Origin of the sequence: Bacteroides sp. MSB163 (assembly GCF_036416795.1) — a bacterium.
Classification (GTDB): Bacteria; Bacteroidota; Bacteroidia; order Bacteroidales; family Bacteroidaceae; genus Bacteroides; species Bacteroides maternus.
The window spans coordinates 4106198-4125085 of the sequence record NZ_CP143867.1 but is presented as its reverse complement, the minus strand read 5'-3'; the positions used below and the strand labels follow the sequence as shown (position 1 = coordinate 4125085).

Genomic DNA, 18888 nt, shown 5'->3' with positions numbered 1-18888 from the left:
CCCCTACAAATTAATCACGATATGATTAACTTGTAGGGGCGGGAATTATCCATCCGAATATACTTCAGAATTTATTAATCATTTATGATAATTGGAACATCTTCAAGTCATCTTCCACATCACTGATGGTACCTATCTGAAAAGTATCTACCAAGACTTTTGCCACATTGGGCGACAGGAAGGCAGGTAGCGTAGGTCCTAAATGGATTTTCTTCACACCCAGACTCAACAAAGCCAGCAGTACGATAACAGCTTTCTGCTCGTACCAGGCAATGTTATACACAATCGGGAGTTCGTTGATATCATTCAGTTCGAACACTTCTTTCAGCTTCATTGCAATGACTGCCAGTGAATAGCTGTCGTTGCACTGTCCTGCATCCAGTACACGTGGAATGCCGTTGATATCTCCCAGAGGCAACTTATTGTAACGATACTTGGCACAACCTGCTGTCAGGATGACTGTATCTTTAGGCAACGCCTTGGCAAATTCGGTATAATAATCACGTCCCTTCATACGTCCGTCGCAACCTGCCATAACTACAAAGCGATGAATAGCACCGCTCTTCACGGCATCCACCACTTTATCTGCCAGTTGCAACACCTGATTATGGGCAAAACCACCGATGATTTCTCCACGTTCTATTTCCGTAGGCGGTTGGCATTGCTTAGCTATCTCGATAATTTCGGAGAAGTCTTTTCTACCTTCGGTATCTGCCTGAATGTACTTGCAACCGGGATATCCGGTGGAATTTGTTGTAAACATACGTTCTTTATATTCAGCATTTGCCAACGGGGGAACGATACAGTTCGTTGTAAACAGGATAGGACCATTGAAAGTAGTGAACTCTTCACGCTGCTTCCACCAGGCATTTCCATAGTTGCCTACGAAGTGGGAATACTTCTTGAAAGCAGGATAATAGTGAGCAGGAAGCATTTCGCTATGTGTGTACACGTCGACTCCTGTACCTTCGGTTTGCTTCAACAGCTCTTCCATGTCTTTCAGGTCGTGGCCACTTATCAGGATACCCGGACGCTTCCCTACTCCGATATTCACTTTTGTCATTTCCGGATTGCCATAGCGTTCGGTATTCGCTTTATCCAGTAAAGCCATAGTCTTCACACCGTATTCTCCGGTCTGGAGCACCATCTTCACCCATTCGCCTGCTGGAAGTGATTTTGTGGCAGTGGCGGCCAAAGCATGTTGCATAAAAGTATGGATAGAAGCATCGTCATATCCCAGACGCATGGCATGTTCCAGATATGCCGCCATACCTTTCAGACCATAGGTCATCAATTCTTTCAGGGAACGCAGATCTATGTCGGGCTCACGCAACACACCCACGCTTTCCGCCTTGGAAGCATACTCATCACGTCCGCCCTGCCATTGCAATTCGTCGATTTCAGGTAGGGAAATACCTTTTTCTTTGGCTTCTTCTATTAAACGGTTACGCAATGCCATACCTTTATCCACCCTGTTCAGAATGCTTTCATCATCGAAATTGGCATTTGTAATGGTACAGAATAAGGCATCCACAACAAAACGGTTCACTTCGGCAGCTACAGGATGTCCGGTGTTACGGAACTCATCGGTAACGACCGATATTCCACGTACCACGAACATCAGCAAATCCATTGCCTTCGCTGTATGACTTTCTTTTCCACACACACCTTTCAAAATACAACCGGTGCCTTTCATTGTCTCCTGACACTGGTAACAAAACATTTTAGCTTCCATCATCTTATTCTTTTAGTTATAAAATTGATCTTTAGATAAGATAAGCTGCATCCCAGCATAACTTTTTCATGCAAGCATGAAAGTTCTGCATTCGATCTGCATTATCTTTGGATAAGATAAGCTGCATCTCAGCATAACTTTTCATGCAAGCATGAAAGTTCTACATTCGATTTGCATTATCTTTGTGCAAAGATGGAGAGTTTATGGCAGGTAAATTGTCACGTATGTTACACCCAATCACAAAAAACTTAAAAAAGAATGGAACCACATATATTATTACAGATGCCATTATTTCGAGGCATAACAGAAGAAACGCTGTTAAAGTTCGTTCTGTTGCACCAACATACCCTTAAATCTTATAAACCGGGAGAGTTTATCGCCATGCAGGGAGATATTTACCGTTCTCTCTATATTCTGTGCAATGGAACAGTACGTACGCAAATGGTCAGTGCAGAAGGAAAACAACTCACCATAGAGACCCTCCGTGCTCCGAAACTCCTTGCACCAGCTTTCATCTTCGCTTCCGAAAACCGTTTCCCGGTGAATATCGAAACCCTGGAAACCTCGGAAGTATTGATTCTGAACAAGGATGCTTTTCTGGAGTTCATGCACCAGTACCCGGTCATCATGCAGAATTTCCTGAAGTTGATTTCCGACCGGAGTTTGTTTCTATCCAAGAAACTGAACGAGTTTGCCTTACAAAGCCTGAAATCCAGATTACTCAATTATGTAAAGATGCATGGAGGCATCGGTTCCCAACAGGAAGTGGCACATATACTTGGGGTAGCCCGTCCGTCATTGGCACGTGCCATATCCGAGTTGAGTAACGAGGGCTGCATACAAATAGAAGGAAAAGAAATGCGTATTAATGAGGAGAATTCGAAGAAATACTTTTAATTCTACTTTTTCATCGTATCTTTGTACAACCAACTACCTAATATAATGAGGAAAATAACATTAACCGACAAACATCAGGAATTACTTTTCCAGATTCCGCTGTTCCGTGACCTTCCCCTTAACATCAAGCATTCGTTGCTCGACAGGTTGGATATCTCCCTGTACTCAGTCGACAAAAAAGATATCATTGCCACCCAGGGAACACTCTGCAAAAAGTTATATGTATTGTTGGAAGGGAAACTACGGGTAGATATTATCGACGGATTGGGAAATGAAGTCATGATAGAATATATCGTTGCGGCACGTGCATTCGCCACTCCTCATTTATTCAGTTCGGACGGAGTGCTGCCGGCAACCTTTACCGCCATGGAAGACAGTACCCTACTCACCGCCAGCAAAGAGTCCATGTTTAAGCTTATCAGCGAGGAACCTAAAATATTACACAACTTTCTTTGCATCACAGGCAATTGTAATGTCTGCACAGTATCCCGCCTGAAAACCCTATCACGAAAAACAGTGCGTGAACGTTTCGTTGTCTACTTGCTGGAACACAAGAAAAAGAATTCTTCAACGGTCAACATCATTCACAATCAGGCAACCCTTGCCGAATATCTGAATGTAACCCGCCCTGCACTATCGAAGGAAATTAATAAAATGATAAAGGAAGGAATTATAGATATGGATGGAAAGACAGTGCAGATACTCAATGAAACTATATTAGAAAGGTACGTATAGGAGCTTTCTCCTGATACGTACCTTCATTTATTCTTGTTTTACCACTTCACAAACAGCACTCTGGGGTTGATATTGACAGATACCCATCCCCAATCTTGCCAGCTTTTATGATTGCCGCCTTTCACAACGTCCATCGTCTCCGTTCCGCGCATAATGGAATATCCGGCGGAGAGTTTCACATCCTTCATCACCGACCAGTTTATTTGATAATCGACTTCCGAACCTAATGCTTTCTTCAACCCCGGCAATTTCACCGCAGTTGAGAAATGATGGTAGTTCAAATCCATATCCACCTTATCAGAAGCACGGAAACGTAAACCCAGACGTTTGTCAAACAAGCCGGGAGCATATCCGGGTTTAAAGTCGGACGCGTAGAAATAATCCATAGCTCCGTAAAACTTATGATGTGTGCCATATAGAACATTGAATGCCTTATACTTGTCACTGTCACCACTGTTTCCACTTAGATAATCAGCGCTTGCCACTACGATCCAAGTCGGTTTAAGATTGTATGGGAAAGCATAAGCCACTTGCAGGCTGGCCATGAAAGCAGATACCTTCTGCACATTTTGGTTCTTGCCCGTCTGATAATAGAAGGCGCCGTCTACATTCCACCCATTTTCCCTGTAGGTGATATAAGTTCCCATCGTTTGCAGATAACGGGTGTGAGACTCTTTAGTAGCGGCATCTCCGGTTTCCAATCCCAGATTCATGAACAGTAAGGATGCATCAAAGGGAGTATAATCGGATTTATAGTGATACCAGAGTGTCTGCATATTCTTGTAAGGCTGCGCTCCGGCCTGCACGTAATAGGTACCGCCTATCTTAGTCTCGTCATTCTGGTTGAAAGCAAGGATCAGATGCAGTTGGTTGTTGGGATCGGCATAACCCAGTTTCAATGCATCATGGTAACGTCCGGCTATGTTCCAATCCAGTCCGCCCAGAATGCGCTCGTCATCATACGAAAGGGTCTGACGACCTAATTGTGCAAAGTAGTTTTTACCGAAATTCAATTTAGCCCATGCCTCGTTCATGATGAAACGTCCATTCTTGTCAATCTGCGGATCTTGTCCCCATACCCCCACATGCTGAGCCGAGATTTTCATTTGCAAATCAGAACGCTTGTACTCCATAGAAAGGCGTGCACGGTTATTGATGAATCCCGCAGGTTCCTCTCCTTCATTACGGGGCATCAGAGCACCGTTACGATATTCCGCACGAGGTCTGATCTGGATGGACATTGTAAATTCATTCTCTTTTTCTGTCGTTTGCGTATACGCCATGCTTGGCAAAAGCATGAGAAGCATTGCCCAATAAGTAGTTTTCATAATGATTATCAGTTTAAATTATACGTATGAATGCTGACTCCCTGTGCAGAAGGCAGATAGTTGATGCCGTACCAGCACATTTGCAGCAAAACAAATGATATCAGAAGTAAAATTAAGGCCTTACGGTGTAACAAAGGTTTTCCAAGGCGGAAATGTATATAAATCAGATAGGAGAACCACGTAGCGGCCGCCCATGTCTCCTTTGGATCCCACGACCAGTAATGTCCCCACGCCTCTTTTGCCCATACAGCCCCCGACAGCATGCCTAATGTCATGAATGCCAATCCCACATAAGTCAGATTATCGCATAGGTCCATCTCCCGGCTGTCAATCGGCTTCTTCTTGAACCAAAGCAGATAAATAGCCATCACGGTGGCCGCACCCAGCATAGCATAGGCAAACATATATACGATGACATGCGGCGTAAACCACGGACTTTGCAAAGCCGGCATCAAAGTTTTGTTATGTATTTCCGGTTTGAAGATATTGATACAGATAAATACCAGTGATAGGATAAAACTGAAACTGAGTATCCACTTATACCTCCAACGGCTGTATGTGATGAGTCCTGCCAGTGGAAGAAAGAAAGAGTACCACAGGCGCGTCTCTCCCATGGTCCGCATAGGCGGGCGTTCCAGGGAAATCCACATTCCCACAATAAAGCAGAAGAAGATAGCAAGCCCTATCAAGGTAAGCCCGCCAACAACATATGGTTTTCTTGCGCGCCAAGCGGCAAAGGCACCGAATCCCCAGAAGTGCAGGGCGGCAATTGAAAACGGTACAAAATAATCCCACGTCATTCAGCGTCCTCCTCTTTTCTTTTTTGTGCATTGACAAACAGACAGATAGCTCCCAGCACCATCATGATAATACCTGCATAGACAGCAGGCAACCACGGATCACGTACCAGTTCGAACACACTGATATCGCTCCAACGCCCTTTCGTATCATCATAACTCAATTGATAAATATTCCATCCCGCCACATTCAGGGGATGGTTCACTGCAATCGTATCTTCCACCTGTTTGCCGTCTTCCGTGTATACTTTCACTGTAGATGCAAAACGCTGCGGTTCGCGTTCCGGCATGATAAGGCTTGTCAACGAATCCAGACGCAATGCTTTATATGGGAAAATAAAACTACCGCAACTTACCCAACCCTCTTTTGCAGTTTTCGTCTTTTGATTGATAGCCTGCAAATAAACGGCGTACGTGGCTCCCATCGAATGGAATTCGGTAAACTTCACCGTATCTTCCGTAGCCACAGAAGCCGCCCAGGGAATCGTTTGCCGGATAGTCACCAGCCAATCGGACAGCTGCCCCTCCGTTACACCTTCTTCCAGCAACAAATGTTCCGGTGCTTTCTCTGGCAGTGTACGTCCTGTTTCATTATCAATCAGCATCAGTTTCGGAGGATACTCGTCAATCGTGAAGTCTTTCAGTTCAATGGCCAGCGGAAGTTCTATCAATTTGCCGTACTCATCCATTGCACGCCATTCGGCATTATCTATCCGGGTGGTCATTTTCAACCGCTGCATATCGGCATTTCCCAAGGTTGCCGTAATCAGGGCAATGAACAGCCCGGCATGGTTCAAAAGGAAAGCAAGCTTCTTCCATCTGAATGGAAATCCGGCACGAAGCGTAGTCACTCCCAGCACAGTCACCATCCAGATATAAAGCAATACAAAAGGCCATGCCGAAAGCATTCGTGAAAAGCCAAGCATATCTGCCGGATGACCGGAAGGGATCTGACGGATAAGTCCCATCACCACCGTAATGCCCGCCACCCATAAAAGAGAAGAGACAGCCGATGTATAATGACTCATCCAACCGAAGAAATAAACACGCTTGCGCAGGCAGTGCATGGCAACTATTCCGGCTATATATAAAACCAGAACAATGATGTTCACCGGACAGACAAACAGACTCCAATCTATTTCACCAATTGTAATCTGTAGCAGCCATCCTGTCACCAACAGTCCTGCGCCTATCAGGCATCCTTCTTTAAATCCCCACGGTCTGATCCACATATCTCTGTTTTATTTCTGGGCCAGGCGACCGTTAGCTTTTGCTTTTTCCAGCCACGCAGGTACAGTTGTTTTCAAGAATTTCTCTTTAGCAGCTCTTTCCGCATCCATGTCGAGGCCAATGTATTGTTGTGCTTTCTCTTTGGTTGAAATATCCGGCATCGGCACATCATCCGTAAAACCATGCTTAGCCAATACTCTTAATACAGCCAGACGAGCCTGCATAGCCTTGTCCAAACCATGTGAAAGGATACGTTGGATTTCCTGCGAAGCATGGAAAGCACCTCCATGAGATGCCACACCAAAGTCCCAACGCCACTGCGCCTGACGGATCAGGGCAAGTACGTCTTTCATCTGATCTTCCGTAGCCCCCTTGTCCCATGCAAACTTAGCCTCGATATGAGCCTTGGCAAGTTCCTGTTCCAGACGGTTACGTATTTCGTTAGCCTTACGTTGGCGTTCGTACACATTGTTACGCAATGTTTCTTCACTTTCGCGGTGGCAAGTCTGACAAGTACGGTCAATCATCGCCAGCGGGCTTTGAATATGGTGATCGCTGAATTTCACACCACCTTCGCTCTTATAAGGCATGTGACAATCTGCACATGACACACCTCTCTGACCGTGAATACCCATCTGACAGATTTCATAATCAGGATGCTGCGCTTTCAATATCGGAGCACGACTCAGTTTATGAATATAGTCATAGAAACCTTCATTATCATAATAAGCCTCCATATCTTCCACAGTAAAGCCTTTATCCCAGGGGAAAGTCAGGTACTTGCCATCACCCTTGAAGTAATATTCCACGTGGCACTGCGCACAAACCAGCGAGCGCATTTCCTGCGGAGTAGCTTTCGTAATATCTCTGCCCTGGCGTGCAAAAGCCTCGATCAAAGCTGGACGGCTAATGTGCAGATTCATATTTTCCGGTTCGTGGCAATCGGCGCATCCGATAGGATTTACAATCTCATCACCCATTGCTCCCCACTTATTATTATAGAATGCATCCACACCGATAGCCTCCATCACACGGGGAACATCCGGACTCTTGCAAGTCCAACAGGTAGACGGTTGCGGACCATCTTCGGGAGTAGTAGGCGCACCCGTACGAAGACTTGCCGTAATATCCTCTATCGCATGCATGTGCCCACGCGGAGTCGAATAGTCCTTTGAGAAAGCATATCCTGCCCACAGAACCACCATTTCGGGACGTTGTTCCAATACATCGACCGCAATGTTTCCGTTGAACTCACTCTGGAAATCCGTCTTCGCTGTTTCCGTCCAGGTCTGATATTCACGGGGGAAATCACTTTTGAACACTTCATTACGGGCTTCAATGCCTGTAATAACAGTCCTGCGGTTATTGAACACGCTTTCTAATTCCGCCCGCCTCTCCATCAGCGCGGAAACACATAATCCTAATACAAACACGACTACCATCGAACCACCGAACAGCAGCCAGCCTTGCCATGATTTCAATTTCTTTTCCATAAGTATATTGATTTTATTTCATTATTTCTTAAGCATCTTTTGCAGCCAGCCCGGAACGGGCGATTCGGGATAAGGTACCAGTGCATTGGGAGTGGATGACAACGAGTTGCTTCCGCCATGCGGCACATCCCGGTGACAATCCCAACAAGCCTTACCCTCGCCTACCTGAGACATCATATAATCTATTTTCCCGGTTTTCACAAACTCCGCATTCAACTGCGTATGGCAACGAATACAGTTGTTCATAATCACCTCTGAACTGGCTTCATGCGCCCTGATAACCTGCGGCTCGCTCTTTGTCAGGAAAGCAGCCACATGTTTCATACCGTCCATCCCCTTGAATGTCCATTTCTTTACGGCATTCTCATGAGGAACATGACAATCATTACAAGTGGCATCCCGACTATGTGAACTGTGAAACCATGTAGCGTAGTAAGGTGCCATAATATGACAGTTCACGCATGCCGACGGCTCATCCCCCAAGTAGGTATGCGCCCGCAGCAAGTACATGAACAAGCCTCCCCCGCCCACAACGATACCGCAGATAACTATCGCAGCCACTTTCCATTTGTACGAAGGTAAAAACCTGTTTATAAATGACAATTTCTTCATAGGAAATAGTATTTTTCACAAAAGTAGGGGCTTTATTTTTAAAAAAGTGTAATAATGATTACATATTTTGCATAGTCTTGCGCTATCTTTGTCGTGTTCCGTTGAGTAATTATCCGCCCTCATCCGTATATTCTTTAAACACCTAATGTTATTGATAGAATATGAAAGCACTTAGTTTATTGATATGCCTTCTCTTTTCAGGGATATTACAAGCCCAGGAGGTAGAAATCGCCTTCCGGCAGCAGTTGCCGGACAGCCATCCGCGTTATCTGACGAACAGCAACGGTAAGAGTGAAACCCTGAGTCTGATAGAAAAAGAAGATTGGGCAAAAGACGTATTTGAGAAACTGAAAAGGCGTGCCGATCTTTATGCCAACCTGACAGATGCCCAACCGGACTGGTTACTTTCACGCCTTGCCATGTATTGGAAGTCTCATGCTACGGATGTATATATAAAAGGTGAAACCTTCGACCATGCCGGAGGCGAAAAAGCACCGGCACCCACCGTTCGCTATTCTGGTACGCGCGGCACATTTGCCACCCACGGACGCCCCCGTCTGGAAGACGTAGTGCCATACGATGACGATGTGGAAGGAAATGTGACTTTCTGTAACAACGCCTTGCCCGGCCGCCCTATGGAGAGTGTACATCCTTCTAAAACCGGACGCAACATCGAGAGCCTGAACCGTGAAATCATGGGTATCGCCCGTGATGCCGCCTTCCTTTACTGGCTTACCGGAGAAGAAAGATATGCAAAACTCGCTGCCGGAGTATTCGATACCTATATGACAGGTATCTATTATCGGAATGTTCCCATCGACCTCAACCACGGCCATCAGCAAACGCTGGTAGGCATGAGTTCTTTCGAGGTTATTCACGAAGATATTCTTTATGACATCGTTCCCCTTTACGATTTCCTGTATGACTACCTGAATGCCCGGCATACCGACAAAATGGATATATACGCAGGAGCTTTCAAGAAATGGGCGGACAATATCATTGCAAACGGTGTTCCTCACAACAACTGGAACCTGATGCAGGCTCGTTATGTCATGAATATTGGTATGATACTGGAAAACAACAAGCAATATGCCGATGGCAAAGGACGCGAATATTACATTGATTATGTACTCAACCGCTCTAGTATCCGCCAATGGAGTCTGAATAAATTAGCCGATTATGGCTTCGATCCGAAGACAGGTATCTGGGCCGAATGTCCCGGATACAGCAATGTAGTACTGAATGACTACACCAGCTTTGCTACCCTCTTCGACCGGAATCTGAATTATGACCTGGTGGAAGCAATGCCGGTTCTTTCTAAAGCAGTAGCCGCTACTCCGCAATATTTGTTCCCCAACCGGATGATCTGTGGTTTCGGCGATACCCACCCGGGATATCTGAACACCCATCCTATATCCCGCATGATACGAAATGCACAACACAACGGCAAGAAAGAGCAGGAAGAATATTTCACTGCCATGCTGAAATGCTTCCATCCCGATGCGGGAAAAACCAAAGACAATAAAAAAAGCGTCCCCGTTTCTATCAGTTCTTTCTTTGATGAAAAGCCATTGGAACTGAATCCCAATATCGAAGCTGGAGAAATAAAGCAATATGTCTCTCCCCTCTTCTATGCACCGAACGTTTCCTGGTTGGTACAACGAAACGGAATGAATCCCCGTCACAGCCTTATGATATCCTTGAATGCCAGTGAAGGAAACCACATGCATGCCAATGGCATATCTATGGAGCTTTATGGTAAGGGATATGTTTTGGCTCCCGATGCCGGAATTGGCCTTTACTTATACAGCGGACTGGACTATCTGGAATATTATTCTCAATTTCCCAGTCATAACACGGTTTGCGTGGATGGCATTTCCAGTTATCCGGTTATGAAAAGTAATCACTCCTTTGATCTTAAATCCAGTTTTCCAGTTTCTTCCGAACCGGGAAAAGCTTTCACTTCCGTAACCTATAGCGATGTTTCTTTCCGTGAACCGGAAAGCCGTGCCGACCAGACCCGTATGATGAGTATCGTCACTACCGGTCCGGAAACCGGTTACTATGTAGATATCTTCCGCAGCCGGAAAGAACGCGGTGGTGATAAAATGCATGATTATTTCTACCATAATCTGGGGCAAACCCTAACACTGACAGGCACAGACGGTGCAGACCTGAATCTGCAACCCACCGAGGAACTGGCCTTTGCCGGTGCTCACCTTTATGCTTATTCTTATATCTATGATAAAAAATCGGCTACTACCAACAAAGACATAAAAGCTACATTTACCATTGCCATGCCCGACAAGGATGACATTTCAATGAACTTGTGGATGAAAGGAGAAACGGACCGGGAAGTTTTCACCGCCCTGTCTCCCATGACGGAAGGTTTGAGCCGTACTCCGGGGATGCCATATAATATCAAAGAACAACCTACCCTGACTTTTGTAGCCCGCCAGAAAGGAGAAGCCTGGAACCGACCGTTCGTCGCTATCTATGAGCCCTCATCCGTAAAAGAACCCGGCTGCATTGCCGAAGTAAGTTTCCCCGAAGTAAAAAGCAAAACAGAAAACAGTGCCACCGGTATATGTGTGGTACAGAAAGATGGACGCACAGACTATATTCTGTCATCAGATAATCCCACGGATATCTGCACCAGCGGAAAAATGAGCGCACAAGCCACCTATGCTTTATGGGGAAATAAAAAGGGCGATGATTGCACCTTCTTTTTAGGACATGGCACTTTGCTAAGTACCCCGAATGTAGTTATCAAGACGGAAACTCCCGCAGATGTATTACTGGAATTCAAGAAAGGGGCATGGTACTACACTGCATCCGCCGATTGCACCGTCAGCATCAAAAAGAAGACGTATAAACTAAAAACCAATACAGTGGAAACGGAATTGAAGTGAAAACAATAGCATCAAGTCCATATCATCTCCGTACATGGTCCGTAGCATCTCCGTACGTCCTCCGTATCTGATCCGTAGCTACTCCGTACCAGCTCCATAGGTGCCCCATAGCTATAGACACGGAGCAAGTACGGACTTGGTATGGACCAGATACGCCCCGCTCACAAGCCAATAAGTCAGCAAAGAGTCTCCGACTACCGAATAATCATCCTAAACCCGAATATTTTCGTTCTTTTTCCTTATATTTGCTGTACAGAAACATAATGTATAGAAACGAAAGATACCATATCGTGAAAAACATATCGAAATATATTGTCCTATTATTCCTACTGTTTAGCTCCCTTCCGGGCTATTCCCTCCCCTCTGTCTTCCGGGGACTGTCCGTCACCGAAGGACTTTCCGACTTAGTAGTAAATGCACTTTATAAAGACTCCATTGGCTATGTTTGGATAGGTACCGGCAATTCTTTGGAACGTTTTGACGGCACGCGTCTGAAGCATTTCCTGATTTCCGGAGCAAATGAAAAGATCAAGCGGGTCAATGCCATTGCCGAAATGGAGGGCAACCAGATATGGATGGGAAACGGCATGGGACTTTGGCGGGTGAATACCGAAAAGAATATTCCCGAGCCGATTGCCGCCGAAACATTACACTACGGCGTCCGCACACTTCTACCCGATGGAAAAGGTACTTTATATATAGGTAGCGAGGCCGGTCTGTTTATCTATAAAAACGGGAATCTGGAACAAGTACTTATAGACCCCAATGTCCTGTCAGCCTCTAATATCATCACCGGACTAAGTCTTAGTGAAGAGGGCATTCTCTGGATAGCTACCAACGACGGACTTTATTCCCTGACACTTGCCGACAAAAAAATCGTCCCTTATCATAATATAGTAGAAAACAAGCATCTTTGCTCTTACAACAATATCACCCGCATCGGCAACGTACTTTATCTAGGTACGATGGGGCAAGGTATTATCAGCTTCGATATGCAAACACATAAATTCAGGCACTTCATCGATGTAGGCTGCAATGTGATATCTTCGCTGTCCGGTGATGGTGAAGATATGTTGTATGTGGGTACGGATGGAAATGGAGTACATTTCATTTCTACCAAACAAATGAAGGTTCTACGCTCTTTCCGCCACGAACCGGGAAAAGACGAAAGTATCCGCTCCAACTCCGTATATTCCCTTTTAGTGGATCGTGACGGGCTTATCTGGATAGGCTTCTATCAACTGGGATTGGATTACAGTCTGTACCAGAGCGGACTTTTCTCTACTTACAGTTATCTCCCGTATTTTGACTCCAAAGATATGCCTGTCCGCAGTATTGCAATTACCGAACATGAAAAGTTAGTCGGCTCCCGCGACGGCCTATTCTATATAAACGAAGAGGAACGACGCTTCAAAAACTTTAAATCTCCCGAATTGCGTTCCAGTATGATCTTCTGTATCTACAAATTTCAGGATAAATATTATATCGGAACTTATGGCGGAGGTATGTACATATTCAATCCTGCTGATCTTACCATCCACGACTTCGAACCCAATGAACCGCAGCCTTTCATGCGGGGACAGATTTTCAGCATAAAAGCGGATGCCAAAGACCAATTGTGGATAGGTACCTCAATGGGACTCTATTGCTATAAGAATGGGAAAAGAATCAAGCACTACACCAGTGCCAACTCCAAATTACCCGAAGGGAATGTTTACGAAATCTATTTTGATTCCACTCACAAAGGATGGATTTGCACGGAAAATGGCATGTGTATCTGGGATCCCTCCTCTGAAAGTCTGAAAACCGATATCTTCCCGGAAAACTTTATTCATAAAGAAAAGATCAGAGTTGTATATGAAGACTCCGACCATTATCTTTATTTCCTGCCGGACAAAGGAAGTATGTGTATATCCGATCTCTCCATGAGTCGCTTCAGAAGGTTACAACCTGATACACAACTGGAAGGAAAAGATGGTATGTTTATTCTGGAAGATAATGAGAAATGGCTCTGGATAGGAACCAATAACGGACTCTACCGCTACGACAAGAAAGAGACTTTTATTCCTTATAATTTCATAGACGGTATTCCCAGTTCTATTTTTACACTATGCCCTCCCGTACAGGATCAGCAGGGAAATATATGGATGGGAAATTCCAAAGGGCTGATTTATATGAACTTCAAGCAAAATAATCAGATGAAAAGATACACTTATCCGCTGACGATTACAGATATTTACGTCAACGGAAAGAAATCGCTTCATCCTGTTATTGAGAGTGGGAAAGTCCCTGAAATACAACTTGAATCCTCTCAAAACAACCTAACTTTTCATTTCTCCGGCTTTACCTATACCGAACCGGCTTATATGACTTATGAATACAAATTGGAAGGTGAAGATGAAGACTGGCAGATATTGACCGGAAAATCGGAAATTACTTATTATGATTTGTCATCCGGAAACTATCTTTTCAAGCTACGCTATATCGGGAACCCTGATTCTGAAGTACGCACCGCCGTCCACATTGCCTATCCTGTAGAAACATGGAGTATCATCGCCGTTTCCATTGCTTTAGCTTTTATCGGCTACATTTACTATCAGCGTAAGAGAAAAGCGAAGCAAACGAAAAATATTCAAATCCCGCTTCCTGAAAATGTGCAAGAGCCCGAAAAGCAAGAAAAAACAGCAGAATCAAAATATAAAACCAATAAGATAAGCACGGAAGAATGTCAGCGCCTGACAGAAAAGCTGGAGGCTCTGATGCTTCGTGATAAGCCATATACAAACCCGGATTTGAAAATAGCCGATCTGGCAACCATGCTCGGCAGGTCAGCACATACTTTATCTTATCTCTTCAATCAACATCTGAACCGTAATTATTACGATTACATCAATGATTACCGTATTGAGGAGTTCAAGCGTCTTATCAACGAAGACGAATATTCCAAATATACACTGGGAGCACTTGCCGAACTCTGTGGTTTTAGCTCACGTGCTTCCTTCTTCCGCTATTTCAAGAAGGCTACCGGCATCACTCCCAATGAATATATCCGGAGCATCGGAAAGAATAACGACGAATAACTTATAATATTAAGATATACTCTATCATTTTCCGCACTTAACTTTCAGCACATTGAAAGATAAGTGCGTTTTTGTTGCATCAGATTTTCCGTCCAATTCACCCCGGAGTCTCAAATTATTAGTTGATACTACGAGTCTCAAATTCTTAAACAGCTATATTACAACAAATTAATTAGTTTTCAGTCTAAGTTAATGAGATGAGATTTGTTAAGCACTATAAAAAATTGTTTTCCGTTTTTTACCTTTTATATTTGCAATCGTAAAGCTAACGTAAAACGTAACCAAAGTCTGAAGCATGGAAAACAAAAAGATGACATCCGTTCAATTGATAGCTGACTCTTATACGAGTTACCACCGCTCCGTCTATCTCTATATATGTTATAGGATAAACAATAAAGAGGAAGCTGAAGACATAGCCCAAGATGTATTTCTGCGTTTAATGGACTATAAGCAAATGCTCCGCCCGGACACTGTAAAGTTTTTCATTTACACCATATCCCGCAATCTGGTGAACGACTACTTGCGCCGTCACTATAAGAAGCAAGAAATAACATCTTATATATATGATCATGCAACGACCTGTACCAATGAAACGGAAAACCAAATTATTGCCAATGATTTACTAGCTTGTGAAAAGCGCAAACTGCGCACTCTTCCGGAACAACGCAGAAAGATTTATATCATGAACCGTTTTGAGGATAAATCCTCATCGGAAATTTCCGCCAAATTGAACCTTTCACGCCGTACGGTCGAAAACCATTTGTTTATCAGCCGGAAGGAAATACGTGAATATATGAAACAATGTATCTAATTAGATTACAATCGAAATAATAGTGTTAATTTTAAATTTATAAATTATGAGGAATGAATTTCTGAAATTCTCATCGAAAAGAATTTTATTCTCAGCAGCAATGGCATCTGCACTCTGTGTAGGTAGCCCGCAGCAGGCTTTTGCCAATGTAAATGAGGTACAAGCCATTATGCAGACCGGTACAGTAAAAGGTACCGTAGTGGATGCTACCGGTGAACCCATTATTGGTGCCAACATTATGGTGAAAGGCACCACGAACGGTTGCATTACCGATATTGACGGTAATTTCAGTCTGAGTAATGCAAAAGGGACTTTAGTGGTTTCATTTATAGGCTATAAGTCACAGGAGATTGTGGTAAAAGGAAATGAAACCAATCTGAAAGTGGTTTTGACAGAAGATTCGGAAATGCTGGACGAGGTGGTGGTTGTGGGCTACGGTACACAAAAGAAAGCTACAATGACCGGTTCGGTAACAGTGGTGAATCAGAAGATGTTAGAGAATAAAGGAACAATGTCCAGTCCGGTACAGGCATTGCAAGGCCAGGTTCCCGGTGTCATTATCACACGTAATTCTACAGCCCCGGGCGATGAAAGCTGGAACATGAGTCTGCGCGGTGCAGTTTCAAAAAACACGACCAGCCCATTAGTCATTATCGACGGGGTGGAATATGAAAGTGTAAACGAGCTACGTCTGTTGAATCCCTCCGATATTGAGTCTATCAATTTCTTGAAAGATGCTTCGGCTTCCATCTACGGTAGTAAAGCTGCCGGTGGTGTAGTATTGGTAACTACCAAGAAAGCCCAGGCAGGCAAGGTGCAGGTAGACTATAGCGGTTCGGTAACAAGTAAGTTTATCGGTCTGTCTCCTCATCTGATGAGCCTGGAGCAATGGGCTTCCTCCGTGATAGATGCACGTACCAATGACGGTTACGGTGACGATGATACCTGGATGCGTTATGCAAAACTAGCATTGGCGTATAAAAATCAGTATATCAATCTTGACCATACTACGAATCCCTTTGGAAATGCCTTCACGGACGTAGCGGACTTTGTATTTTTCGATACCAACTGGCAGGATATCATGTGGGGAACAGCCGCTTCCACGCAACACGAACTTGCCATAGCAGGTGGCTCGGATGCCTCAAAGTACCGTCTGTCTTTAGGCTATATGTATGATGACAGTAACTTGAAATGGGGTAACAACAATAACAACCGTTACAACCTGCGCTTGACAAATACCTTTAAACTGTCTGACCGCGCTTCTATTGAGTCGGTAATTGCTTACAACCGCCAGGATCAAGTGGCACCCACACAAATTGGTTCGGCGCTGACCACCAACTCACAGCAACCGGGTTTCCCATCTGCTACAGCTAATGGCAAACCTTATGCATGGGGAACATGGGGTGCACCCAACTGGTATTGTGAATTGGGCGGTGACAACAAGCTGAAAGTGTCCGCCATCAACATCAGCGAGACATTCAGATATTCCATCCTGAAAAACCTGACAGCTTCTGTAACGGCCGGTTATAATACATCAACAGCCATCCGTGATAAACAAAGTAAAGCGATTGATTGGTATAACTATGCAGGTGACCGCGTGGTTCGCAGCAATCCGACAGAGGACAAGAGTTCATATTCCAAATCCAATTCACGTACTGACTTTTACTCATTGTCCGGACACATCGACTGGTCACATATCTTTGCCGATGTCCACGATGTAAAAGTGATGGTAGGTTCGCAATATAACCTGAAAGAGTATGAAGGTACTTTCCTCTATACAGAAGGTATACTGCCCTCACTGGAAATCCCCAATAGCACAAAGGATGTTGTTTACCTGAAGAATGGTGACGACAAATCATCCAAATGGCAAGAGGCTGTAATGTCTTACTTTGGCCGTATCAACTACAATTATCGTTCTAAATACATGTTGGAAGCACAGGGACGTTATGACGGTTCTTCCAAATTCCAGCCCGAAAACCGTTGGGTATTCTACTGGGGTACTTCTGCCGGATGGAGAATTTCGGAAGAAGCATTCATGAAGAATCTGACATTTGTAGACGAACTGAAGCTGAGAGCTTCTTACGGTAGCGTAGGTAATCAGAGTGGCGTTGACCGCTATGACGGTGCACAGTTATACAACTTCACCCCCAGTGGCGGTGCATTGATAGGCAATGGAAAAATCTCTTATGTAGACACTAACGGTAAGTTGCCGAGTACTGACCGTACATGGGAACGCATCCATAATTATAATCTTGGTCTTGATTTCGGGTTCTTGCGTAACCGCCTGACGGGTACGGCAGAAATCTTCTGGAAGAAGAGTGACAATATGTTGATCGACGTAATCTATCCGGGTATTCTGGGTGACAAGGCTCCCACGGCAAATTACGGTGCATTCAAGGCACACGGTTGGGAAGGTATGATCAACTGGTCGGATAAGATTGGAAAAGTAAACTATCATATCGGCGGTACTTTTACCTACACTACCAACGAATTAGTGGATAACGGTGGTAGTGGAGCCATCAAAGCAGGTGTACGCTCCGACCGTGAAGGATATCCTCTGAACTCTGTATTCGGTCTCCGTTACTGCGGTAAGATACAGACAGAAGAGCAACTGAAAAAGTATGTGGATAAGTATAAAAATACCAGTACCATCGGTACACTCAACAACCTGCGCCTTGGCGATAACATGTTCGAAGATGTAAATAAGGATGGCAAGCTGACAGAAGAAGATTTTGTTTACCTGGGTACAGATGATCCTAAAGTACAATTCTCTATCAATGCAGGTCTGGAGTGGAATGGTTTTGACCTTGCCATCGTTTTCCAGGGCGCGGGCAAACGCACCATCTGGCGTGAGGAGAGTACATGGAGAATTCCGATGCGTGCCGTTTATCTGAACACGAGCGACCAGCATATAGGCAACACATGGTCTCCGGATAATCCGGGTGCGTTCTTCCCTGCACTGACCAACCAGTCCGAACTTAACAACTACAACTACCAATGTTCTTCATGGTCGGTAGAAGACGGTGCATATTTGCGCTTGAAAAATGTAACTTTGGGTTATTCGCTTCCGGCTTCCCTGCTTGCCAGAACAAAAATATTGAGTAAGGCACGTGTATATGTAACAGGTAGCGATTTGTGGGAACACAGCAAAATTAACGATGGATGGGATCCGGAAGCAAACCGTAAAGTGGACAACTCCAAGCGATACCCTTTCCTGCGCACTGTAACTTTTGGATTGAATTTAACCTTTTAATTGAA

At 44.5% G+C, this 18888-nt stretch carries 12 protein-coding genes; 6 read left to right on the top strand and 6 right to left on the bottom strand.

From position 1 onward, the window contains the following. Positions 1–82 precede the first annotated feature (82 nt). A complete protein-coding gene (gene hcp, locus VYM24_RS15670) occupies positions 83–1735 on the bottom strand; it encodes a hydroxylamine reductase (RefSeq protein ID WP_330942262.1) in 1653 nt (550 codons plus the stop codon). A 258-nt stretch (positions 1736–1993) separates the two neighbouring features. Between hcp and VYM24_RS15665 the strand changes: the two genes are divergently transcribed. After that, on the top strand, positions 1994–2632 hold the full coding sequence (locus VYM24_RS15665) for a Crp/Fnr family transcriptional regulator (RefSeq protein WP_299089600.1): 639 nt from the start codon (positions 1994–1996) through the stop codon (positions 2630–2632). Between the two features lie 45 nt (positions 2633–2677). Continuing rightward, on the top strand, positions 2678–3367 hold the full coding sequence (locus tag VYM24_RS15660) for a Crp/Fnr family transcriptional regulator (RefSeq protein WP_138292627.1): 690 nt from the start codon (positions 2678–2680) through the stop codon (positions 3365–3367). Positions 3368–3405: 38 nt separating this feature from the next. On the opposite strand, the gene VYM24_RS15655 is transcribed toward VYM24_RS15660, so the two are convergent. The 5 genes from VYM24_RS15655 to nrfH are packed head-to-tail and all read right to left on the bottom strand — an operon-like array spanning position 3406 to position 8827. Further along, on the bottom strand, positions 3406–4695 hold the full coding sequence (locus tag VYM24_RS15655; protein WP_330940370.1) for an alginate export family protein: 1290 nt from the start codon (positions 4693–4695) through the stop codon (positions 3406–3408). Between the two features lie 8 nt (positions 4696–4703). Then, positions 4704–5495 (bottom strand): cytochrome c biogenesis protein CcsA, encoded by a 792-nt coding sequence (ccsA, locus tag VYM24_RS15650; RefSeq protein ID WP_330940369.1) that lies wholly within the window; start codon positions 5493–5495, stop codon positions 4704–4706. Then, entirely contained in the window at positions 5492–6724 is a 1233-nt protein-coding gene (locus VYM24_RS15645) for a cytochrome c biogenesis ResB family protein (RefSeq protein WP_330940368.1), read from the bottom strand. The genes ccsA and VYM24_RS15645 overlap by 4 nt, the downstream gene beginning before the upstream one ends. 9 nt (positions 6725–6733) lie before the next feature. Further along, positions 6734–8215, bottom strand: a complete 1482-nt coding sequence (gene nrfA, locus VYM24_RS15640) for an ammonia-forming cytochrome c nitrite reductase (RefSeq protein ID WP_330940367.1) — start codon at positions 8213–8215, stop codon at positions 6734–6736. Positions 8216–8236: 21 nt separating this feature from the next. Next, the gene (nrfH, locus tag VYM24_RS15635) at positions 8237–8827 is read right to left on the bottom strand and encodes a cytochrome c nitrite reductase small subunit (protein ID WP_195209308.1); all 591 of its coding nucleotides are present in this window, start codon (positions 8825–8827) and stop codon (positions 8237–8239) included. A gap of 161 nt (positions 8828–8988) precedes the next feature. On the opposite strand from nrfH, the gene VYM24_RS15630 reads away from it, so the two are divergent. The 4 genes from VYM24_RS15630 (at position 8989) to VYM24_RS15615 (ending at position 18883) form a co-directional block, all read left to right on the top strand. Further along, complete coding sequence (locus tag VYM24_RS15630) at positions 8989–11739, top strand: heparinase II/III domain-containing protein (protein WP_330940366.1); 2751 nt, start codon at positions 8989–8991, stop codon at positions 11737–11739. Between the two features lie 263 nt (positions 11740–12002). Continuing rightward, positions 12003–14819 (top strand): ligand-binding sensor domain-containing protein, encoded by a 2817-nt coding sequence (locus VYM24_RS15625; protein WP_330940365.1) that lies wholly within the window; start codon positions 12003–12005, stop codon positions 14817–14819. 295 nt (positions 14820–15114) lie between these two features. After that, on the top strand, positions 15115–15630 hold the full coding sequence (locus VYM24_RS15620; RefSeq protein ID WP_291548645.1) for a sigma-70 family RNA polymerase sigma factor: 516 nt from the start codon (positions 15115–15117) through the stop codon (positions 15628–15630). Between the two features lie 46 nt (positions 15631–15676). Continuing rightward, positions 15677–18883, top strand: coding sequence for a SusC/RagA family TonB-linked outer membrane protein (locus tag VYM24_RS15615; RefSeq protein WP_425286605.1), 3207 nt, complete (start codon positions 15677–15679; stop codon positions 18881–18883). The last annotated feature ends 5 nt before the right edge of the window (positions 18884–18888 follow it).